The following is a 22,987-nucleotide window of genomic DNA, read 5'->3' as shown; positions in this document are numbered from 1 at the left end:
CGTGGGCGAGGTGATGGACCGCGCCCTGGCCGCCGCCACCGACGAAGTGGTCGCGCTCTCGCACTCGATTCACGCGGAACCGGAGCTCGCGTTCGCCGAACATCGCAGCGTCGCCAAGATCCTCGACACGCTCCGAGCCCACGATTTCGAGGTCGAGACGGCCGTCGCAGGTATGGACACCGCGTTCACCGCGTCGGTCGGCAGCGGCGATCTGGTGATCGGGATCTGTGCGGAGTACGACGCCCTGCCCGAGATCGGGCATGCGTGTGGGCACAACATCATCGCGGCCTCGGCCGTGGGTGCTGCGCTCGCGCTCGCTCCGGTCGCCGACGCTCTCGGCATCACCGTGCGTGTGCTCGGTACCCCGGCCGAGGAGACCGGCGGCGGCAAGGTGTTGATGCTCGAGCGTGGGGTGTTCGACGGCGTCGGCGCGGCGTTGATGGTCCATCCCGGCCCCTTCGACATCGTGGGCGCAACCTCGTTGGCGCTGGCGGACATCGCCGTGAAGTTCACCGGCCGGGCCGCGCACGCGTCGGCAGCTCCCGAGTGGGGAATCAACGCAGGCGATGCGGTGACCATCAGTCAGGTGGCACTCGGGCTCCTGCGTCAGCACCTCTCGCCGGGTCAGCAGTTGCACGGCATCGTCAGTGACGGGGGTGTGGCACCGAACATCGTGCCCGGCCACGCCGAGTTGCTCTACTACCTGCGCGCGAACACCACCGAATCGCTCCACGCTCTGACGGCCAAGACGTACGCGTGTTTCGAGGCGGGAGCGATCGCCACCGGGTGCACACACGAGATCCGTACGGTGTCGCCCACCTATGCGGCGTTGACGCCGGATTCGTGGCTGGTCGCGGCTTTTCGGCAGGAGATCGAAGCGTTGGGCCGATCGCCCCTGGCTCCGGATTTGGAAGGATTTCGCCCGTTGGGCAGCACAGACATGGGAAACGTGACGAATGTTCTACCCGGTATTCATCCCGTCGTCGGACTCGATGCAGGAGGGGCGGTGACGCATCAGCCGGAGTTCGCCGCCGCGTGTGTCACCGAGTCGGCCGATCGAGCCTTGCTCGACGGCGCTCTCGGTCTCGCCAGAACCGCCGCGCGTGCCGCAGCCGACCCCGGTACTCGCGCCCGCCTGCTCGACGGCGTGATCGCCCGCTCGGCGGCGCAGTCGTGAGTATCCGCGAAGACGCGATCGATCGGTGGATTCACGCGCACACGGCAGATCTGTCGCTGTGGCGTCGACACATTCACGCCAATCCGGAACTTGCTCGACGCGAATTCGGTACCACCGCGTTCGTGATGGAGCATCTCGAAGCAGCAGGTCTGTCGCCCAAGCCGCTTCCCGGCGGAACAGGCTTGATCTGCGACATCGGACCCGACGGTCCCCGGGTCGCGTTGCGGGCGGACATGGACGCCCTGCCGCTGCAGGAGAACACCGGCGCGGAGTACTCGTCGACCGTGCCGGGGGTGTCTCACGCCTGTGGGCACGACGCACACACCACGGTGCTGCTCGCGACCGGGCTGGCGCTGGCGTCGCTGCCGGACCTGCAGCACGGGGTACGCCTGATCTTTCAGCCCGCCGAGGAGGTCATGCCGGGCGGTGCCCTCGACGCGGTGGCCGCGGGAGCGCTCGACGGCGTCACCAAGATCTTTGCGCTGCACTGTGATCCGCGGCTCGAAGTGGGGCAGGTCGGCGTGCGCCTCGGCGCGATCACCTCTGCTGCCGACACCGTCGAGCTGCGCCTCGATTCACCCGGCGGACACACGTCTCGGCCGCACCTGACCACCGATCTCATCTATGCATTGGGCACCGTCATCACCGGCCTACCCGGAATGTTGAGCAGGCGTGTCGACCCGCGGACCAGCACGGTCATGGTGTGGGGAGCGGTGGTCGCGGGCCAGGCCCCCAACGCCATACCGCAGACCGGCATGCTGACCGGCACCGTCCGCACCGGCGACCACGAGACTTGGGCATTGCTCGAACCGCTGGTCCGAGAGATCGTCACCGGATTGCTCGCACCGACCGGTGTCCGCTTCGAGCTGCACTACCGTCGCGGCGTGCCTCCGGTGGTCAACGATCCGGCGTCCACGCACACGTTCGAGAAGGCGATCGGCAGGGTCGGACCCGACGCGCTGGCCGATACCGCCCAGTCCGGCGGCGGCGAGGATTTCTCGTGGTACCTCGAACGAGTGCCGGGTGCGATGGCTCGGTTGGGCGTGTGGCCGGGCACCGGCCCGCAACTCGACATCCACCAACCCACCTTCGATCTCGACGAACGAGCACTGGCGGTGGGCGTGAAGGTGATGACCGGCATCGCGCTGGATCCGAACTAGAGGCAGGGGACGAGATGGCCTTCGACGTGTCGCCGATCGGGATGGTTCGATCCGATCGGGCCGAGGTGGTGGACGACAACTGGGGAGCGGTCGAGTCCGTCATCGACCTCGACGAGAGTGTGCTCGACGTCGACGCGACCCTCGGTCTCGCCGAGTTCTCCCACCTCGAGGTGGTCTACGGCTTCCACCTGTGTGATCCGGCCGCGACGACCACCGGCTCGCGCCACCCTCGTGGTGACACGACGCTTCCTCGGGTGGGCGTCCTCGCGCAACGGGTCAAGGACCGACCCAATCATCTCGGGGTGTCGCGGTGCGAGATCGTCGACGTGGACGGACTGCGCATCCGAGTCCGAGGTCTCGACGCGATCGACGGCTCACCGGTGTTCGATGTCAAGCCGTTCCTGCAGTCCATGGTCCCGGAGCGTGAGGACGTGACCGAGCCGACGTGGGTGGCGTCGGTGATGAAGAACTACTTCTGAGCGGTACCGCCGGCTACGAGGCGGTGCCGGGACCGACGTTGCGGCTGTTGCGGGTTCGTAGGTCTCGCACGTATTCGGCTGGGGCACCGGCGATTTCGGCTGCCTCCGCCATGACGCCGAGGTAACGTGCGGACGGCAGGCCACCCTCGTAGGCGTCGAGCACGTACATCCACGCGAGCACCGGCTCCCGGCCGGTCTCGATGCGCAGCCGAATCTTGCGATGAATGCCGAGTTCGGAGCCCTCCCAGCGATCCAGGCTCTCCTCGTCCTCCTCGGATACGTCGTAGAGCACGACGAAGACCTGTGAGTCGGGATCCTCTACGACCGTGGCCAGCGCGCCTTCCCAGCCGATGTCGCCGCCGCCGAAGGTCAACCGCCATCCATGCAGCCACCCGGTTCCCGACAGGGGCGAGTGTGGGCATCGCTGCAACATCTGCTCCGGATGCATGTTCGATCCGTAGGCGGCATAAATTGGCACGTCGGCCAGCCTAAACCGTATCGGTGCCCACTGACGCCTCGTGGTCGTGTTTCGGTGCGTCGCCCCAGGTCCGACCTCCTGTCGGGCGAACGAAGCCAGCCCTACCGACGCGCGGGGGCAGCCTCTGGAATACCGTTGACGCGACACAGCGAGAGATTTCGAGCATGCGAGAAGAGGATCAATGACCCGGATTGTGATCATCGGTGGTGGTCCGGCAGGGTACGAAGCAGCGTTGGTTGCCGCACAGCACGGCGGAGAGGTGACGCTCGTCGATTCCGACGGTATCGGCGGTGCCTGCGTTCTCTGGGACTGCGTGCCGTCGAAGACGTTCATCGCGTCGACCGGCATTCGCACCGAGATGCGTCGAGCCAGTGACCTCGGCATCTCCCTCGATCCGTCGCAGGCCGCCGTGGCGCTGCCGAAGATTCACGACCGAGTGAAAAGCCTCGCCCAGGCGCAGTCCTCCGACATCGCCCAGCGCGTCAGGTCCGTCGGCGTGCAGCTGCTGGCCGGGCGCGCCGAGATGATCGACTCCCACGTGGGGATGGCCTCGCACCAGATCAAGGCGGTGCTCGCCGATGGTGAAGAGCGCATCCTCGACGCCGATGTTGTCCTCATCGCGACCGGGGCCCGGCCCCGCGTGGTCAAGGGAGCCGAGCCCGATGGCGAGCGCATCCTCAACTGGCGTCAGCTCTACGACCTCGAGGCCCTCCCCGAGCACCTGGTTGTCGTCGGATCCGGTGTGACCGGTGCCGAGTTCGTCTCCGCCTACACCGAGATGGGCGTCAAGGTCACCGCGGTCTCGAGCCGCGACCGCGTCCTTCCGCACGAGGACGAGGATGCCGCGCTGGTGCTCGAGGACGCGTTCAACGAACGTGGCGTCACCCTCGTCAAGCACGCCCGCGCCGACTCCGTGGTCCGCATCGAAAACGGTGTTCTCGTCACGCTTTCGGACGGCCGCACCGTCGAGGGCAGTCATGCGCTGATGACCGTCGGATCGGTGCCCAACACCTCCGGTCTGGGACTCGAGAATGTCGGCATCGAACTCGACAAGGGTGGATACCTGCGGGTGGATCGCGTCTCACGCACTGCGGTCGCGGGCATCTATGCAGCCGGTGACTGCACCGGTCTGCTGCCGCTGGCCTCGGTCGCGGCGATGCAGGGACGCATTGCGATGTATCACGCACTGGGACAGGCCGTCAGCCCGATCAAGCTCAAGACCGTGGCCTCGGCGGTGTTCACTCGGCCCGAGATCGCGTCGGTCGGCGTCGCGCAGTCCAAGATCGACGCCGGTGACGTACCCGCTCGCGTGGTGATGCTGCCACTGACCACAAACCCGCGAGCGAAGATGAGCGGACTCAAGCGTGGTTTCGTGAAGATCTTCTGCCGCCCGGCCACCGGCGTCGTCATCGGTGGCGTCGTGGTCGCCCCGAGTGCGTCGGAGCTGATTCTGCCCATCGCGATGGCCGTGCAGAACAACCTCTCGGTGAACGACCTGGCGAACACGTTCTCGGTGTACCCGTCGCTGTCCGGTTCGGTCATCGAGGCCGCGCGTCAGCTGATGGCGCACGACGACCTGGACTGATCTCACAATGTGAGAACTGCGTTTCATATTTCGGTAGCACGTGAGACAGTCGAAGGAGCGGACACACCCGTCCGCTCCTTCTTCGACTCAGCGGATCCGCGGGCCGTTCTCCCATTCCTGCTGCCCCGGAGTCGCTCTCATGTCCTCCCTCTACCTTGCCGCCGGCTTGGCCGGACGCACCGCATCGCTCACCAGCTCGGCCATTCGTGACCTCCTCGCTCTCACCGCACGCGACGATGTGATCAGCCTGGCCGGAGGTCTACCGGCCACCGACCTGATACCGATCGACCGCATCGCCGCAGCCGCGGAGGCCGTGGTTCGCCGCCCCGACGCGGTGCAGTACTGCGAGACATCCGGCCATCGCACGCTGCGGAGCGTCATTGCGGCCAGGGAAGCGCACGCTCGCGGGGGAGTCCCCGTTCCGGTCGAGTCCGTCATCGTGACGCACGGTTCGCAACAGGCGCTGACGTTGCTCGCGCAGGCCCTGATCGACCCGGGCGCTCCCGTCGTGGTCGACGAGCCCGCGTACACCGGTGCGCTGCAGGTCTTCTCGATCGCCGAAGCGCGCATCGAGTCCATTCCCATCACCGATACCGGAATGGACACCGACGAACTCGAACGCAGACTGACGGCGGGGCTACGGCCCGCGGTGGTGCACACCGTCGCGAACTTCCACAATCCACGCGGAGTCACGATGAGCGAACAGCGTCGACGCCACCTGGCGGCGCTGGCGGATCGCTACGGATTCTGGGTGATCGAGGACGACCCCTACGGTGAGATCTGTTTCGATGCAATGGAATCCGGTATCGAAGCCCCACCGCTGCCGATCGCGTGTCACAGCGACCGCGTCATCCGACTGTCGAGTGCGTCGAAGATCCTGGCACCGACGCTCCGGGTCGGCTGGTTCGTCGCCCCGCTCGGCGTCTGTGCGGCAGTGGAACTGCTGAAGCAGGGCGCGGATCTGTGTGGATCCTCGATGACACAGTTGATGGCAGCGGAGATGCTCGCCGACACGACCTGGCTCGATGCGCACCTGACCGTTCTGCGGCGTGAGTACGGCGCTCGCGCAACGGCATTGACGTCCGCGCTGGCCGCCGAGTTCGGCGCCCGGCTCACCGTCTCTCGCCCCGAAGGCGGGATGTTCGCGTGGGCCTCCTTTCGGGACGGGACGGACAGCAGCGAGTTGCTCGATTCGGCGCTCGACCACGGAGTGGCCTTCGTGCCCGGCAGTGCGTTCGCTTCGGCCGCGCAGTACCGTCACTCGCTCCGGCTGAGCTTCGCCGGATCGACACCGTCCGTGCTGAAGGAAGCAGTGCGTCGACTGGGCACCGCGCACTCGGCCTCGGCCCGAGTGCTCTGACCGGGATGCTCTGACCCGCGCGCTCCGGGCTCGGCAGGTTCTGCGCCCGAAGGACCTGGGGCGGTAGCCTGACATGCACGCATTGCGCGAGGATTTTCGAAGGAGAGGGAGCGTTCGAGATGAGCAACCGATCGAATACGAAGTTCCTCGGACCCGAGCAGCGGGTGGAGGCGTGGGGCCAGCTCGGAACCGAGCAGTTCGACGTGGTGGTGATCGGCGGTGGCGTCGTCGGCTCCGGTGCGGCTCTCGACGCGGCGACGCGCGGACTCAAGGTGGCGCTGGTCGAGGCCCGCGACTACGCGTCGGGAACGTCGTCTCGCTCGTCCAAGATGTTCCACGGCGGGCTTCGCTACCTCGAGCAGCTCGAGTTCGGGCTCGTGCGCGAGGCGCTGCACGAACGCGAACTCTCCCTGTCCACGCTCGCGCCGCACTTGGTCAAGCCGCTGAAATTCCTCTTCCCGTTGACGCATCGGTTGTGGGAGCGGCCCTACATCGCCGCGGGCATCTTCCTGTACGACCGCATGGGCGGGGCCAAATCGGTGCCGCAACAGAAGCACCTGACGCGATCCGGCGCGCTGCGCATGTCGCCCGGAATCAAGCGCAAGTCGTTGATCGGAGGAATTCGGTACTACGACACCGTCGTCGACGACGCCCGGCACACCATGACCGTTGCCAGAACGGCCGCCCACTACGGCGCTGTGGTGCGTACGTCGACACAGGTGGTCGGTTTCCTGCGGGAGGCCGATCGGGTATCGGGTGTGCGAGTACGTGATTCGGAGACCGGTGCCACGACCGACGTGCGCGCACACGTGGTGATCAACGCCACCGGGGTCTGGACCGACGAGATCCAGTCGCTGTCGAACATGCGCGGACGGTTTCGGGTACGTGCCTCGAAGGGCGTGCACATCGTGGTGCCGCGGGATCGCATCGTCAGCGAGGCCGCGATCATTCTCCGCACCGAGAAATCCGTACTCTTCATCATCCCGTGGGGTGCGCACTGGATCATCGGCACCACCGACACCGACTGGAATCTCGATCTCGCGCATCCGGCCGCGACCAAGGCCGACATCGACTACATCCTGGGTGAGGTCAACGGCGTGCTCGTCACGCCGCTCACCCACGAGGACATCGACGGTGTCTACGCGGGTCTACGGCCACTGCTGGCCGGCGAGAGCGACGAGACCTCCAAGCTCTCTCGCGAGCACGCGGTCGCTCGTGTTGCGCCGGGACTCATCGCCATCGCCGGTGGCAAGTACACGACCTATCGGGTGATGGCCGAGGACGCCGTCGATCTGGCGGCGGAGGACATCCCGGTGCGAGTGGCGTCCTCGATCACCGAGAAGGTGCCACTCGTCGGTGCCGACGGCTACTTCGCGCTGGTCAATCAGGCACCGCACCTGGGTGAGATGTACAACCTGCATCCGCATCGGGTGACGCATCTGCTCGATCGATACGGTTCGTTGATCGACGAAGTGCTGGCCATGGCCGACGGCAAACCCGAACTGCTGCAACCGCTCACCGATGCGCCGGCATACCTCCAGGTGGAGGTGGTGTACGCCGCAGCGGCGGAGGGCGCGCTGCATCTCGAGGACGTGTTGTCGCGTCGTACCCGGATTTCCATCGAGTACTCGCATCGCGGGATGAACTGCGCGGGTCAGGTGGCAGCGTTGATCGCGCCGGTCCTGGGGTGGGACGAGGCCATGGTCGATCGCGAAGTCGAGACCTACCGCGCCCGGGTGGAGGCCGAAATCGAATCGCAGCGTCAGCCCGACGACGCATCGGCGGACGCCCTGCGTGTCGTCGCGCCGGAGGCCCGACAGGAAATCCTCGAGCCGGTTCGCACGATCTAGCGCAGTCTGACCAGCGTCCGGGGTGCGCGAGCCGCCGTCGCGCCGGAGACGGCCATGACCAGCAGGGTGAGTATCGCCAATGTCAACATGCGGTCCATGGTGATCGGCGAAGCTGTGAGCAGGCTTGGTCTTCGCTGACAACGAGCCGTCAGATTTGTTCGCCGCGGTGCTGATCAGGGTGCGAAGGCGAGTCGAGTTGCGCTCGAAGGAACGCCCTTTCTGCCGGCGAGGGGTCGAGAGTCAGAGCGGTTGTTCGCGCAGCTCTGGCCTCCTCCGCCCGGCCGAGTCGATCCAGCATCACAGCTCGACAGGCATGCCAGAGATGATGCCCGGTCAGAGACTCGATGGCGTCGAGTGCATCGAGCCCGGCGGCAGGACCCTGGCTTTCACCGATGGCAACACCTCGGTTGAGTGCCACGATCGGTGTGTTCTCCACAACCGCAAGCGCGTCGTACAGCACGACGATCCGAGGCCAATCGGTGTCGGCGTACGTCGCTGCGCCGGAGTGACATGCTGCGATGGCGGCCTGGATGGTGTACCGGCTGGGTTGGGTGTCGTTGCGCCGTAGCGCACTGTCCATCCACTGCATGCCCTCCTCGATCGCCTCCCTGTTCCAGCGAGAGCGGTCCTGATCCTCCAGCCTGACCAGGCCGCCCGAATCATCGGTCCTGGTCGCCCGGCGCGAGTCGGTGAACAGCATGAGCGCCAACAGCCCCTGAAGTGACGGCTCGTCCGGCATGAGGTCGATCATCAGGCGGGCCAGCCGAATTGCTTCGTCGCACAGCTGAGGTCGCACCAGAGTCTCGCCGCCGAGATGCCCGGCGGTGAACAGCAGATACACCGTGGTGGCCACCGCCTCGAGTCGTTGCGGCAACTCCGCCGAATCCGGTACTCGGTACGGAATGTTGGCGGTGGCGATCTTCTTCTTCGCGCGCGTGAGCCGCTTGGCCATGGTGGCTTCGGGTACGAGCATCAGGCGGGCGACGTCGGCAGTGGCGAGCCCACAGAGGGTGCGCAGGCTCAGTGCCACCTGCGCCTCGACGGAGAGTGTCGGGTGGCAGCAGGTGAAGACCAACCGCAGCAGGTCGTCGCCGACCGAGTCCTGATCGCTGTTACTCCAATCCTGCTTCAGCAGAGCAAGATTCGCTGCCTCCCGTTCCTTGGCGCTGCGCCCGGCCTCTCGTCTGACGATGTCGAGTGCCTTGTTGCGAGCCACGGTCGTGAGCCAGGCGCGTGGGTTGTCGGGGACACCCGACCGAGGCCAGTGGGCGAGTGCGGCCACCACGGCTTCGGAGACTGCGTCTTCGGCAACGGCAAGACTGCCGGTGATCCGCACGAGGGTCGCCAGAACTCGGCGACCCTCGTCACGGACCACGGCCGCCAGGTGCTCGGCCGGAGTGCTCACCGAGCCATCGGGATGATCGGCCGCACTTCGATTGCTCCGTTCCACGCCGCGGGGATCTGTGCCGCCAATGCAATTGCCGCGTCGAGGTCCTGTGCCTCGAGAAGGAAGAACCCCGCGAGTACCTCTTTTGCTTCGGCGAACGGACCGTCCGTCGTCAGGACGTCGCCGCCCTTCCCACCCGACACACGCACCGTGGTGGCGGTCGACGTGGGGTGAAGGACCGCGCCGCCGATGATCGCGGGTCCGGCCGCGGCACTGAATGCACCGTATTCGGCCATCTCGTCGGCCACGTCGGGTGAGGTCCAGTCGGCATCATGGGTGTAGACGATGGCTGCGTATGCGGTCATGGTGAGCTCCTGAGAATCGTCGTGGTCGGCGCCGTTCGCCGACCTACACACGAAGGACGAACGGGGTTCGTCGAAAAGGACACCATGGACCGGACTATCTCGCCACACCTCAGTTCTGACAGTGCGGGCAATAGTAGATCTGCCGCTCCTCGAGCGGGTTGTCACCGATCAGACCGAATTCGATGGTGTTTCCACAGCGTCGACACGGCTTGTTCTCGCGCCCGTACACCCAGAAGTGTCGGCCCGGGCGGCGATCCCCGGTAGTGACGCGCTGATTTCGATCCTTGTTGGCCATGATCAATCGATAGGACAGGTCGATCGTCTTCTTCAGGTCGCCGGCGTCGCCGACCGGTGTACGCGGGTCGATTCCGCGCAGAAAACAGATCTCGTTGCGATAGACATTGCCGAGCCCGGCTATGTTGCGCTGATCGAGCAGTGCGAGCCCTATCGGCCGGGCCGGATCCGATGCCAGCCTGGACAGAGCGACGTCGGGGTCCCAGTCCGTACCGAGCAGGTCCGGTCCGAGGTATCCGACGGCATCCTCCTCGTCCTCGATGATGTCGAGTACGCCGAGCTCGAACCCGATGGCCTGCGCGTTCGCGGTGTTCAAGATGATGCGCGCCTGGAATGCCGGGCGCCGCCACCGAGCGCCGGGTGCGTAGACGTGCCAGGTGCCCTCCATCTTCAGATGCGAATGGATGGAGTAGCCGCCCACTCGAATCAGCAGATGCTTCCCGCGTGAGGCAACGGAGTCGACGGTCTCGCCGGTGAAGTCGACTGTGGCATAACGGGGTACACGAATGTCGCAGGTGGTGAGCTGCTGGCCCTCCAGCGCGGCGCGCAGGGTGTTGGCTGCGCGCCAGACGGTATCGCCCTCGGGCATCGGAGTCGGTGTCCTCTCTGGTGTTCTTCGTCGGTCACGGATGATTCAGCGGCGCAAGCGAAGCCCTCGTGGTGTTGCCGAGAAACCTGCTTCGGTCAAGGTCCTGGAGAAGTCCGTGCCGTGGATGTCGTGACCGTTTATCCGCTCGACGAGCAACTTGTCGACACCGCCGCGTCGAACGGTGGCCGCCAATGCGGTTGCCGCAGCGCCGATGTCCTCGGCATTGTCACCGAACGTCAGCACCGACTTTCCGCCGCGTTCGACGAACATCGTCAATTCGCCTCGGACGAGTACGACCAGTGCGCCGGCTTTGCGACCCGGGCGATGCTTCGTCGTCTCGTCCGGCTTCTCTCCGACACCGGCCTCGCCGCTGCCGGCCTTCGGCCAGGGCAGTGCGCCGCCGTAAGGGTTGGCCGGATCGCACGACGCGAGCACGACAGCGCTGGAATTCTTCTTCGGTTCGTCGTAGCTGCGTAGCCGGTCGACCACGTCGGACGTGGAGAACTGCGCACCGCCGAGTGAATCGACGAAATAGCCGCGACGGCAGCGGCCGGAATCCTCGAATCCGGTGAGCACCTTGTACATCGTGGCGAACCCGCCCGGCACACCCTCGTTCATTACCGAACCGCGGGTCACCACGCCGTAGCGTTCGAGCAGTACGTCGGCGGTCGCATGGGCGCGGACGGTGAGGTCGGGTTCGAGCTCGGGTAATCGTGACCATCGTCCACCCGCAGTCGGCGGACCGGTGCGGGTCGGAAGAGCAGGGCGCTCGAACTGCCGGTACGAGCGCAACCGCGGCGTACGACGAGGTGCTCGATGACTCGGGGCCGAGCGGGTGGTCGTGGAGTTCAACAGGGCGCGCAGCGGAGCGAACGTGTCGTTGCTCAGACGGCCCGCCCACACCAACTCCCACAGTGCAGCCTGCAGGGCGGTGTCATCGGTGCTGCCGACGGTGTCGGAAAGCTGCCGGAAGAAATACGCACCGCCGCCCGCGACGGCATCCTGGATGCGAATCTGCAACTCCGACAGGTCGGATTCGGCCGCAGGCACGAGGGTGAGCGGCGCGGTGTCGGCCATGTGCAGGCTCACCCAGCCGTCCTTGGACGAGATCGCGCCGTGTCCCGACCACAACACCTCACCGGTGGAGGTGAGTTCGTCGAGCATCGCCGGACTGTAGTCGGTCACCCGCGAGGAGAGGACGAGAGATTCCCAGGCCGACGCCGGAACAGGCACGCCCGCAAGCTGTTCGATCACGGTCGCGACGCCGTCGATTCCGCTGAGGCGTCGGCTGTCCACGTGCTGCCACGCCGGCAGAAAGCGGCCGAGGGTGGCGGTGGAGACGGGTTCGACATCCTGCCGGGCGGCAGCGAGCGAGCGACGGCGTAGACGCCGGAGGACCTCGGCGTCGCACCATTCGCTACCCGTTGCGCCGGGACGGAATTCGCCTTCGACGACTCGTTTGTCGACGGCCAGTCTGCGCAGGACGTCCCGTACCACGGCGGTACCGACTCCGAATCGCGCCGCTGCGTCGTCGAGGGTGAACGGCCCGTGAGTTCGGGCGTACCGGCTGATCAGGTCGACCAGCGGGTCGTCGACGGGTTCGATGAACGCGGCGGGAGTTCCGATCGGGAGCGGGACGCCCAACGCGTCGCGCAGCCGAGCGGCGTCCTCGATCGCCGTCCACCAGTTCTGGCCGGCGAACGAGACCTCCATTGCCCGTTTTGCATCGGCGAGTTCGGTGAGCCACTGCGGGTATTCGTCGCCGTCGGTTCGGAGGCCGACTTCCTCGACGGTCAGCGGACCGAGCAGTCGCAGGAGGTCTGCGACACCTTCGATGTCCTTGGCGTGGCGGTCCTCGGGGAGTCGCTGTAGTTCGAGTTCGGTGGTGGTGATGACACTGTCGTCGAGCAGTTCTCGCAGTTCGACGCGTCCGAGTAGCTCGGCGAGCAGCGCGGAGTCCAGCGACAGTGCGGCGGCCCGGCGTTCGGCCAGGGGGCTGTCGCCCTCGTACATGAATGCGCCGACGTAGTTGAACAGCAGCGAATTGGCGAACGGGGACGGTGACGGCGTCTCGACGTCGACGATTCGGATCTGGCGTCGGCCGATTCTGGCCAGGATGTCTTCGAGGGCGGGGAGGTCGTAGACGTCCTGCAGGCATTCGCGGACGGTCTCGAGCAGGATCGGGAACGTCGGGTACTTGCGTGCCACGTCGAGCAGCTGAGCCGAACGCTGACGCTGCTGCCACAGCGGCGCTCGTTTACCCGGGTTGCGGCGGGGGAGTAGCAGTGCCCGCGCGGCACATTCGCGGAATCGCGATGCGAACAAGGCCGACCCGCCGACCTGCTCGGTGACGATGTCTGCGATCTCGTCGCGCTCGAACACGAACAGTTCCGCGCCGGGCGGCTGATCGTCGGTATCGGGGAGCCGGACGATGATGCCGTCGTCGGATGCGGTGGGGGCGGCGTCGATGCCGTATCTCTCGATCAGCCTCGCGCCGACCGCTAGCGCCCACGGCGCATGCACCTGCTGGCCGTAGGTGGAATGCAGCACGAGCCGCCAGTCGCCCAGTTCGTCGCGGAACCGCTCGACGATCATCGTCTTGTCGGTGGGGAGCTGGCCGGTGGCCTCGAGTTGCTCGTCGAGCAATGCGATGAGGTTGTTCACGGCGTTGGCGTCGAGACCGTCGGAGCTCAGCCGCTCGGCCAAGTTGCTGCGATCGGTGGTGCTGCGCAGGAACTCGCCCAGAGCTTGACCCAGTTCGGCCGGCCGGCCCAGTCCGTCGCCGTGCCAGAAGGGGAGCCGTCCGGGTTGGCCGTACGCCGGGCTGACGAGCACCCGATCGTGGGTGATCTCCTCGATGCGCCAACTGGTGGCACCGAGGGCGAACACGTCACCCACTCGCGATTCGTAGACCATCTCCTCGTCGAGTTCGCCCACCCTGGACTGCTTTTCGCCCACCATGTACACGGTGAACAGGCCGCGGTCGGGGATGGTGCCACCGGAGGTGACGGCGAGTCGTTGAGAGCCGGGACGGCCGGTGAGGGTGTTGGCGTCGCGGTCCCACACCAATCGTGGGCGTAGCTCGGCGAATTCGTCCGAGGGGTAGCGACCGGAGAGCAGGTCCAGCGTCGACTCGTACGCCGAACGGGGCAGAGTGGCGAAACTGCCAGTGCGGCGGACTGATTCGAACCAGTCCTCGGCATCGATGGGTTCGAGAGCACACGCCGCGACGGTTTGCTGGGCCAGGACGTCGAGGGGGTTGGCCGGGACGAAGAGGGCCTCGATCTTGCCCGACGTCATGCGCTCGACGGTCACGGCACAGTGGATCAGGTCGGTGCGGTGCTTGGGGAACAGCACGCCCTTGGAAATCTCGCCGACCTGATGGCCCGCGCGTCCGACGCGTTGCAACCCACTCGCCACCGATGGTGGTGCTTCGACCTGGACGACCAGATCGACTGCGCCCATGTCGATTCCGAGTTCGAGGCTGCTGGTGGCGACGACGCAGCGCAGCCTGCCGGTCTTGAGATCGTCTTCGATCAGCGCACGCTGATCCTTGCTGACGCTGCCGTGGTGGGCTCGGGCCAGCAGGGGATCGGCACCGTGGTTGACGTCGGATGCGGTACCGACCTGGGACGGCGGCTTGTGTTCGGTCGCCACCTCGCCGCCGATCCGCTCGGCGTAGACCTCGTTGAGCCGCGCGGTCAGTCGTTCGGCAAGACGACGAGAATTGGCGAACACGATGCACGACTTGTGCTCGAGGATGAGATCGACCATCTTCTCCTCGACGTGCGGCCAGATCGATCCCTGAGCCGGGGGAGCGGCGGAGGTGTCCGCATTCGGGTCGCTCACGCCCAGTTCGGTCATGTCCTCCACGGGCACCTGAACCGTCAGGTCGAAGGTCTTCGGAGCGGGCGGGGCGACGATCTCGATGGGGGCTGCGCCGGCCAGGAAGCGGCCCACTTCTTCGTGCGGGCGCACCGTCGCCGACAAGCCGATGCGCTGGGCAGGCTTGTCCAGCATCGCGTCGAGCCGCTCGAGGGACACCGCGAGGTGCGCGCCACGTTTGGTGCCTGCAACGGCGTGTACCTCGTCGACGATCACGGTGTCGACCTCGGCGAGGATGTCGCGGGCAGCCGAGGTGAGCATGAGGAACAGTGATTCCGGAGTGGTGATCAGGATGTCCGGGGGAGTCTTGATCATGTTCCGGCGGTCGGCAGCGCTGGTGTCGCCGGATCGCACTCCGACCGAGATCTCGGGTGGGTTCAGCCCGAGGCGCTTGGCGGTCTGGGTGATGCCGACGAGAGGAGCTCGCAGGTTGCGCTCGACGTCCACTGCCAGAGCCTTGAGCGGCGAGATGTAGAGGACCTTGGTCTTGCGGGTGCTGTCCGCGCCCAGTTGCGCCAGCTCGTCCAAGGCCCACAGGAAGGCCGAGAGCGTCTTACCCGAACCCGTCGGAGCGACCACGAGGGTATGTGAACCGCTCGAGATCGACGACCACGCGCCCAATTGCGCGGACGTAGGAGCTGGAAAGGCCCCGGTGAACCACTCACGGGTGGGCCGCGACAGCTTCTTCATCACCGACAGCTCGTTCGCGGCGTCGGTGCCCGTACTGTGCCTGGCCATCCCATCATCATGCCCCCGGGCACCGACACATAATCCTCACGCAGTTCCCCGGCCGCGCAACGGTGTCGATTCGAGCGATTCGGGTACACCGATTCCATGACCGACGACCAAGAGACCATGCAGAAGATTTCCGCGAAGCTCGACGCTCTGCTCGGCAGCAAGACCAACGGCCTGCAGAACGAGGTGCCTCCGGGCGCGAGCATCCAATCCGACGAGGACGATGCCGAGCATGGGCCACTCGGTCGCGACTACCACCTGGCGAGCAAGTACGCGCAGGCTCTCGCCATCAACGAGCCACAGGTCATCGACCGCGAAGAATTCGATCGACTGGTCGCCGAGTACGGCTGACCAGCACCGCTGTACGACGACAGCCCCGGCCCGCACACTGGGTCGGGGCTTCGTCGTGTTTGCGGCAGACGTGGCGCAGAGCCTGGCACCGGATCTACAGTCGATGGGGTGACCGAACGCAAGAAGCCAGGAGTCACGTTCGAGTCCTGGGTGGACAAGCAGATTCGTGAGGCGCAGGACAACGGTGCGTTCGAGGGCCTCGAGGGCACCGGCAAGCCGATCCCGGTCGGCGATCCCGGAGACGAGCTGTGGTGGGTCCGCGGTTACCTGAAGCGTGAGAACCTGCCTGCCGATGCGTTGCTGCCCACCGCACTGCAGCTACGCAAGGAGATCGAGCGGCTGCCGTCGACACTGATCGGTATCAGGCGCGAGGATTCGGCGCGAGAGGTGTTGAACGAGTTGAACGCTCGCATCGTCGACTGGATCCGGTTCCCGACGCCGCCGATCGTGCCGCTGGGCCCGGTCGATGTCGAGACCTGGATGGAGAGCTGGCGGATCAACCGCGCCGATGTCGACCGACTGGAGCGTGAGCATCGCTCGCAGTCGGCCGCCACACCCACGACTGCGACGGGTTCGGATGCGCCGTCCTGGTGGACACGACTGCGCGCGAAGATCGTCCGGAAACGCCGAGGTCGAGTGCGTTAGTTCTCCGAGTCGCGTTCTTCGTCGGCGAGCTTGTCCTCACCGCGATTGCGGAAGAACTTGAACCCCGGAATGCCGATGACCGCGCGGCGCACGTCCTTGGTGACACCGAGGAGCTCGTGAATCTCGGGGGACACCGTGTCGAGGGTGGCGAGGATCGGAAGCAGCGCTTCCATGTGATCGAGAAGTCCGGGCAGCTGATCGACCATGGCGATCGCGGCGTCGACTTCCTCCTCGGACAGGCTGTCGACGAACTTGCGGGCCATGGGTTCGGACTTTTTCGCGATGGGATCGAACAACTCGATCAGCTCCAGCGCGGTGTGCGAGGCGACCGACGCCGACGCAACCACCTCGTCCGCGGCCCCGGTTGTCCGCTGCACGCGGGCGACCACGGCGTCGGCGGAGTCGATCACGTGATCGATGCGTGTCATCAACATCTCAATGCGCGTCAACAGTGCTTCGATTCGGGCGGGCAGGGTAAGCGCGAAAGCGGTCGTGGTGAGCATCCAGCCCGCACCGGCCCGCGCCACCGCTACTCCGCGCCGGAGCACCGTTTCGGTACCGAGGGGATCGGGGAGAACCACACCTGCCAAGACCAGAGCCATAGGAGCGACAATGCCACACCGACACAACGCCCCGACTCCCGTTAGCCTCGAAGCATGAGAGCTCTCGTCACCGGTGCCAGCGGGTACATCGGGTCGCGGTTGGTGGCCGCTCTGCTGGCCGACGAGACCGAGGTCGTCGTCGGCTCCCGGACACCGGACAACCTGCGGACCTTCGACTTCTTCGACTCCGTCACCGCAGTTTCGCTCGACGTCACCGACGAGCAGTCCTGCGCTACCGCGTTGGCTGAATCCGGTGACATCGATGTGGCCTATTACCTCGTGCACGCCATCGGCGAGTCCGATTACCGCGCGCAGGATCGGCGATCCGCCGAGCAGTTCGCTGCGGCGGCCGCACGGGCGGGAGTACGCCGAATCGTGTACCTCGGCGGTTTCGTACCCGACGACGACCACCTGTCGGAGCATCTCGCGAGCCGGGCAGACGTCGGCGAGGTTCTGACGGTGGACGGCGTCGAGCTGGTCTGGCTCAGAGCGGCCATCGTCCTGGGTGCAGGTTCGACGTCGTACGAGATGTTGCGCTACCTGGCGGACCGCTTGCCGGTGCTGCCTCTGCCGAGCTGGCTCGCCGAGCCCGTGCAGCCCATCGCCGTCGACGACGTGCTGCATTACCTGCTCGCGTCCGCCGACGCCGACGCGGTTCCCGCGGGTTCCTACGACATCGGTGGCCCGGATGTGGTGCCGTATCGAGATCTGGTGTTCGCGTACGTCGAAGCTGCCGGTCTCCAGCGCATCGGCGTTCCGGTGCCGCTGGTGCCGACCTCGCTCGCAGGCAAGGTCATCGGAAAGATCATTCCGGTTCCCGCCGGACTCGCCGAGGATCTCGTCGGTTCGCTGCACAACACGATGACGACATCGGAAAGTCGGATTCGTGAGCTCGTTCCCGACCCCCGCCGAGGTCTCACCACGATTGCCGACGCCATGGCCCGTAGTGTGCTGGGAACGGTCGGTGACCCTCCCGGTGTACGTGCGCTGAAGGATCCGCTCCGGCTCGCGAGCACCGACGCAGCGTGGAGCGGCGGTGACGCTCTGGGGATCAGACGCCGCGGCGTCGCAGCGTCCTCCGACCGCACCTGGGGGTTGATCGAAGCACTCGGTGGGCGTCGACTGCTGTACTCGAAGCCCGTCGCGGCAGCGGTGCGTACCAATCTCGACGTGGTGGCCGACGTGAATCGACGTGCGAGGTCGGTCGTGCGTCGACTGACCGATACCGAGGAGGCGTGATGGGAACGTGGTCCACGACCGCACTCAACGTGATGAAGTCCGCTCTGGTCGATCCGGTCGAGCGCGATCACCGACAGTCCGACGCAGCGTTTCGTAAGCGCCGAATCGTCGTGGCGATCACCCTGGTGATCGGTGCCACGGTGCTCTACTTCTCGCTCAAGGTCGAGCCGGGCGACCCGGTGTTCTACGCACTGACTCTGCTGTTGGCCGGGGTGTGGACGGTGGGCGGGTTGCTTTCCGGTCCGCTGCATCTCGGACGCATCCAGGTCGGGGGATCGATCAGGCGGCCGATCGTCACGCCCATCCTGATCGGTCTTGCCGTCGGCGGGGTGTTCATGCTCGGCGGTCTCGTGGTGCGGCAGATTCCGCCGCTCGCCGATTTCACCGAGAACGTGCTCGCGCACGCCCGGGTGGGTTCGTTGGTGCTCATCGTGTTCATCGCCCTGCTCAACGGCGTGGCCGAGGAGATCTTCTTCCGCGGAGCGCTGTACTCGGCCATCGGTGTCAAGCATCCGGTGATCATCTCGACGGTCGTCTACGCCATCGCCACCCTCGCGTCGGGCAACCCGATGCTCGGCTTCGCCGCGGTACTTCTCGGCTACGTGATGGGCCTGCAGCGGCGCGCGTCCGGTGGAATTCTGGCGCCGATCCTCACGCACGTCAGTTGGTCGGCGGTCATGGTTCTCGCCCTACCGCCGCTTTTCGTGTGACCTTCGGTGTTCGAGCAGAAAGAGGCGCAAGCACCGATTCGACCAGCAGAAACGGACGCCTGCGCTGATTCGTCGCCGATCTGGGCTACATTGCGCAGGTGAGTGAAAATCTCGATCGCGTCGATCGCTTGATCATCGACGAGCTTGTCTCCGACGGCCGCGCTACTTTGGCGACGTTGGCGGAGAAGGCTTCCCTGTCCGTCTCGGCCGTTCAATCCAGAGTTCGACGGCTGGAATCCCGACGCGTCATCCGTGGGTACACGGCGCAGGTCGATCCGGAAGCCCTCGGTCGTCCGCTGTCGGCGTTTGTAGCCATCACTCCGATCGATCCGGCCCAACCGGACGATGCCCCCGCCAGGTTGAAGCATCTGTCGGCCATCGAGTCGTGCCACTCGGTTGCCGGTGAGGAAAGCTACGTCCTGTTGGTCCGAGTCGAGTCCCCGCGCGCGCTGGAACGTTTGCTGCAGGAGATCCGGGCCACCGCCAATGTGCAGACGCGCAGCACGATCATTCTGCAGACGTTCTACGACCGCTGACCGCCCGCCACACGCGGTCCGAGGACATCGGTAGGTCGTACAGTCGGGTACCGACAGCGTCACGGATCGCGTTGGCCAAGGCCGGTGCCACGGGATTGTACGGAGACTCGCTCATCGATTTCGCGCCGAACGGGCCGAGACGGTCGTAGGTGTCGGCGAACAGAACTTCGGTGGAAGGAATGTCCGCGAACTGCGGAACGTGGTAGCTGCGAATCGAGTCCGTGGTGACCAGACCCGCACCGTCGGTGCGGATCTCCTCGTACAGTGCGCTACCGATCGCCTGTGCGACGCCGCCCTCGACCTGCCCACGGCACTGCTGTGGATTCATCACGGTTCCGGCGTCGGCGCTCTGCACCGACTGCAGTATTTTCACGGTGCCGGTCTCCTCGTGCACCGCCACCCGGAACGCGTGCACGTTGAACGCCAGCGAACGCGGCAGTCCGCCGCTGTTGCCCGCGGTGACGAGGGTGCCTCCCGCCATCGCCAGAACGTCGTCGAGGGTGACGAAGCGATCTCCGCAGCGGACTCCCTCCGGTCCGAGGGTGCAGTCCGAATTCCGGTGTCCGGTCGCGGTGGCGGCCAGATCCAGGATCCGAGCCGACATCGCGCGAACCGCCGCATACAGGGCCTTGCCTGCCACCACGGTGCCCGCCGAACCGAAAGCGCCCGTGTCGTACGTGACCGAGTCCGTGTCGGATTGATCGACTCCGATTCGGTCGACGGACGTGCCCAGTTCGCTGGCCGCGATCTGAGTGTGGACGGTGGTGGTTCCGTTGCCGAATTCCGCAGTCCCGACGCGTATCTCGTACCGCCCCTCGGGCAGCAACGCCACCGAGGTCTCGGCGCGGTGGCCACGCGGCGGAATGGTCGCGATCATGGCCACCGCCATTCCTTCGCCGACCTTCCAGCCCGCCGGGGCGTGCTCGCCGTTGCCCCGTCGCAGAGCGGCTTCGGCGAGGTCGATGCACTGATCGAGGCCGTAGCTGCCGAACTGCAGGTCGTCTTCTTCGTGATGGGCGGCGACGATGTCGTCGCCGGGGACGATGACGTTGCGTCTGCGGAACTCGAACGGGTCGACGTCGATCTCCCGCGCCAGATCGTCCATCGCCGATTCGATCGCGAACATCACCTGGCCCAATCCGTAGCCGCGGAAAGCTCCGGACGGGATGTTGTTGGTGTATACGGTTTTCGCGTCGACCCGCTTGTTGGCACACCGGTAGATCGCCACCGACTCGCCGCAGCCGTGGAACATCACGCCTGCACTGTGGTTCCCGTAGGCACCGGCGTCGGTGAGAACGTCGATCGACAGGGCGGTCAACGTGCCGTCGACGCTCGCGGCGGCCGTAACGTCGACCCGGAACGGATGACGACACGGTGCGACGGTGAACTCGTCCGTGCGGGTGAACTCGAACTGAACCGGTCGACCGGTGCGTAGTACTGCCAGCGTCACGACATCTTCGGTGAGCAACTCCTGCTTGCCGCCGAACCCGCCGCCGACGCGCGCGGTGAACACGCGGACGCGATCGCGTGCCAAGCCGAAGATCTCGCAGATCTCGTCGCGCACCAGAAACGGAACCTGAGTGCTGGTGCGCAGATTCAACTTTCCGGTCTCGTCCAACCAGCCGATGGTGCCGTGGGTTTCCAGGTGTACGTGCTGTATTCGCTGAGTGGTCCAGCGGCCGGTGACCACCGCCGCCGCGTCGCGAACTGCAGCCTCGACGTCACCGGTACTGCCGTGCAGTTCGGCCACCAGATTGCGAGACGGATCCGCGATGCGAGCCGACGCGTCCTTGTCCCCGTGGATCTTCGGCGCATCGGGTGCGAGCGAGGACTCCGGATCGAACACTGCGGGCAGCACGTCGTACTCGACGACAAGAGCGCGGCACCCCTCCTCGGCTGCCGCGACCGATTCTGCGACCACGATGGCCACCCGCTGGCCGATGAAGCGCACGACGGTATCGAGAACATGGGTGTCGTCCGGATCGTCGACGCGGCGGTCGTGGCGGGCCGTCGAAAAGGCAGTGGCCGGACTGTCTTTCGCGGTCAGGATCAGGTGCACCCCCGGCACCTGCTCCGCTGCGGTGGTGTCGATGGAGACAATCCGGGCATGCGAATGCGGACTTCCGAGAACACTGGCGTGCAGCAACCCGGGAGGGGTGTGGTCGAGTGTGTAGGGCTCGGTACCGGTGACGATGCGCGTACTGGCGGGTGCTGCGAGGGACCGTCCACACGCCGGACCGTCGACGGATTTCTCGGTGTTGACCACCCCGCAGACGGCGTCGGACACCGCGCGATACCCGGTGCAGCGACACAAGTTTCCCTTGAGTCGTTCGGGAAGCTCGTCCAGATCGTCCTCGGTCAGCGTCGAGGCGGTGACGACCATTCCGGCAGTGCAGAACCCGCACTGGAAACCGGCGGCGTCGACGAATCGCCTCTGCATCGGATGGAGGTCGTCCGGTGTGCCGAGCCCCGCGACGGTGGTGACGGACCGGTTGGCGGCACGAAAGGCAGGGAAGATGCACGAATGCACCGGTTCACCGTCGACGAGCACCGAACATGCGCCGCAATCGCCCGCGTCGCACCCCTTCTTCACCTCGAAGTGGTCGTGTTCACGGAGCAGGGTGCGCAGACACTGGCCGGGCCGTGGAGTGACGTCGGTCGGTACACCGTTGATGTCCACGATCATGACAACTCCTCGCGAATCTGCTGCGCTGCAGTGCAACTGATGTGACGGCGCCAGTCCGGAGCCCCGTGGGGGTCGTCGTACCAGTGCTGGGGACCGATGGTGGCGGCGAGCGCGTCGTCGAGTTCGCCCGCCGTCGGCAGGCTCGGGAAGCGAAGAACGAACGGACGGACGGTCGACGCGCTCACCGTGAGAACGAATTCGCCGCCGTCGTCGACCCGCCCGATCACCACGGCGGCCGATCGGCCCAGCGGTGACAGTGCGAGCTTGCGCATCGCCGTTCTCGACTGGAGTGCGTGCAGCGGAATCTCGATGCTGCGCAGCACGTCTCCCGGTCGAAGGGCGTTGGTGTGCGGGCCCGTGACCAGGTCTGCGATCGCGGTACGGTAGTCGTGGTTCGGCCCCTCGCTCGACCACACCAGTCCGACGCCGTCGAGAGCTGCAGTCAGCGAGATCATCGCACCGGCGGGTAAGGCCAGTGCGATGTTGCCGCCGACCGTGGCGGTCTTCCAGATCTTGAACGAGGCCAACAACGCTGCTGCGCAGCGGGGAAACAGTGTGGTGGCCGGCCACGGTGAGGTGTAGCGCGCCAGTGTTTCGATGGTGCACGTCGCGGCGATCTCGAGGCCGGTCTCGGTGACGGTCAACGGCTCCCAGCCCAAGGCGGTGACATCGACGAGAGTTGCCAGGTGGTCCTGTTTCTCCGAGAACAGCCAGGTACCTCCCGCGAGCACAGCGGTGTCCGGGCGTCCGGGCGGAAGATCCGCGCGGGAGCCGGGAACGAGAATGTCGTCGACAGTACCGAGATCCATGGCCCTCGTTCACCTCGTCCTCGCCGGATGATCCACCACGCCGGCAGATCCACCACCCGATGTGT

19 protein-coding genes are annotated in these 22,987 nt (G+C 66.1%); 11 read left to right on the top strand and 8 right to left on the bottom strand.

What is annotated here, in order from left to right; genetic code table 11:
- Positions 1-13: 13 nt before the first annotated feature.
- Genes AABD04_RS15585 through AABD04_RS15575 form a run of 3 tightly spaced genes read left to right on the top strand, consistent with a single transcriptional unit; the run spans position 14 to position 2,816 of the window.
- Complete coding sequence (locus tag AABD04_RS15585; RefSeq protein WP_243608450.1) at positions 14-1,177, top strand: M20 family metallopeptidase; 1,164 nt, start codon at positions 14-16, stop codon at positions 1,175-1,177.
- On the top strand, positions 1,174-2,337 hold the full coding sequence (locus AABD04_RS15580) for a M20 family metallopeptidase (protein WP_243594850.1): 1,164 nt from the start codon (positions 1,174-1,176) through the stop codon (positions 2,335-2,337). The genes AABD04_RS15585 and AABD04_RS15580 overlap by 4 nt, the downstream gene beginning before the upstream one ends.
- Before the next feature lie 14 nt (positions 2,338-2,351).
- Complete coding sequence (locus AABD04_RS15575; protein WP_341441708.1) at positions 2,352-2,816, top strand: TrmO family methyltransferase domain-containing protein; 465 nt, start codon at positions 2,352-2,354, stop codon at positions 2,814-2,816.
- Between the two features lie 13 nt (positions 2,817-2,829).
- Here the strand turns inward: AABD04_RS15575 and AABD04_RS15570 are convergent, their stop codons facing one another.
- Complete coding sequence (locus tag AABD04_RS15570) at positions 2,830-3,294, bottom strand: gamma-glutamylcyclotransferase (protein WP_037188123.1); 465 nt, start codon at positions 3,292-3,294, stop codon at positions 2,830-2,832.
- A gap of 181 nt (positions 3,295-3,475) precedes the next feature.
- On the opposite strand from AABD04_RS15570, the gene AABD04_RS15565 reads away from it, so the two are divergent.
- The 3 genes from AABD04_RS15565 (at position 3,476) to glpD (ending at position 8,089) form a co-directional block, all read left to right on the top strand.
- Positions 3,476-4,879, top strand: coding sequence for an NAD(P)H-quinone dehydrogenase (locus AABD04_RS15565; protein ID WP_341441707.1), 1,404 nt, complete (start codon positions 3,476-3,478; stop codon positions 4,877-4,879).
- Between the two features lie 139 nt (positions 4,880-5,018).
- Positions 5,019-6,239 (top strand): aminotransferase-like domain-containing protein, encoded by a 1,221-nt coding sequence (locus AABD04_RS15560; protein ID WP_341441706.1) that lies wholly within the window; start codon positions 5,019-5,021, stop codon positions 6,237-6,239.
- Between the two features lie 119 nt (positions 6,240-6,358).
- On the top strand, positions 6,359-8,089 hold the full coding sequence (gene glpD, locus AABD04_RS15555; RefSeq protein ID WP_243608148.1) for a glycerol-3-phosphate dehydrogenase: 1,731 nt from the start codon (positions 6,359-6,361) through the stop codon (positions 8,087-8,089).
- Positions 8,090-8,237: 148 nt separating this feature from the next.
- On the opposite strand, the gene AABD04_RS15550 is transcribed toward glpD, so the two are convergent.
- The 4 genes from AABD04_RS15550 to AABD04_RS15535 all read right to left on the bottom strand — a co-directional run bounded on the left by AABD04_RS15550 (position 8,238) and on the right by AABD04_RS15535 (position 15,347).
- The gene (locus tag AABD04_RS15550; RefSeq protein ID WP_341441705.1) at positions 8,238-9,494 is read right to left on the bottom strand and encodes an RNA polymerase sigma factor; all 1,257 of its coding nucleotides are present in this window, start codon (positions 9,492-9,494) and stop codon (positions 8,238-8,240) included.
- Positions 9,491-9,841 (bottom strand): YciI family protein, encoded by a 351-nt coding sequence (locus tag AABD04_RS15545; protein WP_341441704.1) that lies wholly within the window; start codon positions 9,839-9,841, stop codon positions 9,491-9,493. The genes AABD04_RS15550 and AABD04_RS15545 overlap by 4 nt, the downstream gene beginning before the upstream one ends.
- A 109-nt stretch (positions 9,842-9,950) precedes the next feature.
- On the bottom strand, positions 9,951-10,724 hold the full coding sequence (locus tag AABD04_RS15540; protein ID WP_341441703.1) for a DNA-formamidopyrimidine glycosylase family protein: 774 nt from the start codon (positions 10,722-10,724) through the stop codon (positions 9,951-9,953).
- Between the two features lie 45 nt (positions 10,725-10,769).
- Positions 10,770-15,347 (bottom strand): ATP-dependent helicase, encoded by a 4,578-nt coding sequence (locus AABD04_RS15535; RefSeq protein WP_423228157.1) that lies wholly within the window; start codon positions 15,345-15,347, stop codon positions 10,770-10,772.
- Between the two features lie 96 nt (positions 15,348-15,443).
- Here AABD04_RS15535 and AABD04_RS15530 point away from each other — a divergent pair, with 96 nt between their 5' ends.
- Entirely contained in the window at positions 15,444-15,695 is a 252-nt protein-coding gene (locus tag AABD04_RS15530; protein WP_243594858.1) for a modification methylase HgiDII, read from the top strand.
- A 108-nt stretch (positions 15,696-15,803) separates the two neighbouring features.
- Positions 15,804-16,340 (top strand): DnaJ family domain-containing protein, encoded by a 537-nt coding sequence (locus AABD04_RS15525; protein ID WP_341441702.1) that lies wholly within the window; start codon positions 15,804-15,806, stop codon positions 16,338-16,340.
- Here AABD04_RS15525 and AABD04_RS15520 read toward each other — a convergent pair.
- Positions 16,337-16,942, bottom strand: a complete 606-nt coding sequence (locus AABD04_RS15520) for a ribulose 1,5-bisphosphate carboxylase large subunit (RefSeq protein ID WP_341441701.1) — start codon at positions 16,940-16,942, stop codon at positions 16,337-16,339. The two genes, AABD04_RS15525 and AABD04_RS15520, sit on opposite strands and share 4 nt — an antisense overlap.
- Before the next feature lie 54 nt (positions 16,943-16,996).
- On the opposite strand from AABD04_RS15520, the gene AABD04_RS15515 reads away from it, so the two are divergent.
- The 3 genes from AABD04_RS15515 (at position 16,997) to AABD04_RS15505 (ending at position 19,427) form a co-directional block, all read left to right on the top strand.
- Complete coding sequence (locus AABD04_RS15515) at positions 16,997-18,181, top strand: NAD(P)H-binding protein (protein WP_341441700.1); 1,185 nt, start codon at positions 16,997-16,999, stop codon at positions 18,179-18,181.
- Positions 18,181-18,891 carry a CPBP family intramembrane glutamic endopeptidase gene (locus AABD04_RS15510; RefSeq protein ID WP_341441699.1) on the top strand — a complete coding sequence of 237 codons (711 nt, stop codon included), beginning with the start codon at positions 18,181-18,183 and terminating at the stop codon, positions 18,889-18,891. Before AABD04_RS15515 ends, AABD04_RS15510 begins: the two co-directional genes overlap by 1 nt.
- 98 nt (positions 18,892-18,989) lie before the next feature.
- Positions 18,990-19,427 (top strand): Lrp/AsnC family transcriptional regulator, encoded by a 438-nt coding sequence (locus AABD04_RS15505; RefSeq protein ID WP_032376860.1) that lies wholly within the window; start codon positions 18,990-18,992, stop codon positions 19,425-19,427.
- On the opposite strand, the gene AABD04_RS15500 is transcribed toward AABD04_RS15505, so the two are convergent.
- On the bottom strand, positions 19,399-22,113 hold the full coding sequence (locus tag AABD04_RS15500) for a molybdopterin-dependent oxidoreductase (protein ID WP_341441698.1): 2,715 nt from the start codon (positions 22,111-22,113) through the stop codon (positions 19,399-19,401). The two genes, AABD04_RS15505 and AABD04_RS15500, sit on opposite strands and share 29 nt — an antisense overlap.
- Positions 22,110-22,922 carry an FAD binding domain-containing protein gene (locus AABD04_RS15495; RefSeq protein ID WP_341441697.1) on the bottom strand — a complete coding sequence of 271 codons (813 nt, stop codon included), beginning with the start codon at positions 22,920-22,922 and terminating at the stop codon, positions 22,110-22,112. Before AABD04_RS15495 ends, AABD04_RS15500 begins: the two co-directional genes overlap by 4 nt.
- Positions 22,923-22,987 lie beyond the last annotated feature (65 nt).

The organism is Rhodococcoides navarretei, assembly GCF_038069675.1.
Lineage (GTDB): Bacteria > Actinomycetota > Actinomycetes > Mycobacteriales > Mycobacteriaceae > Rhodococcoides > Rhodococcoides navarretei.
The sequence above is the reverse complement of the archived record's forward strand: the minus strand, read 5'-3'. Positions and strand labels throughout refer to the sequence as shown.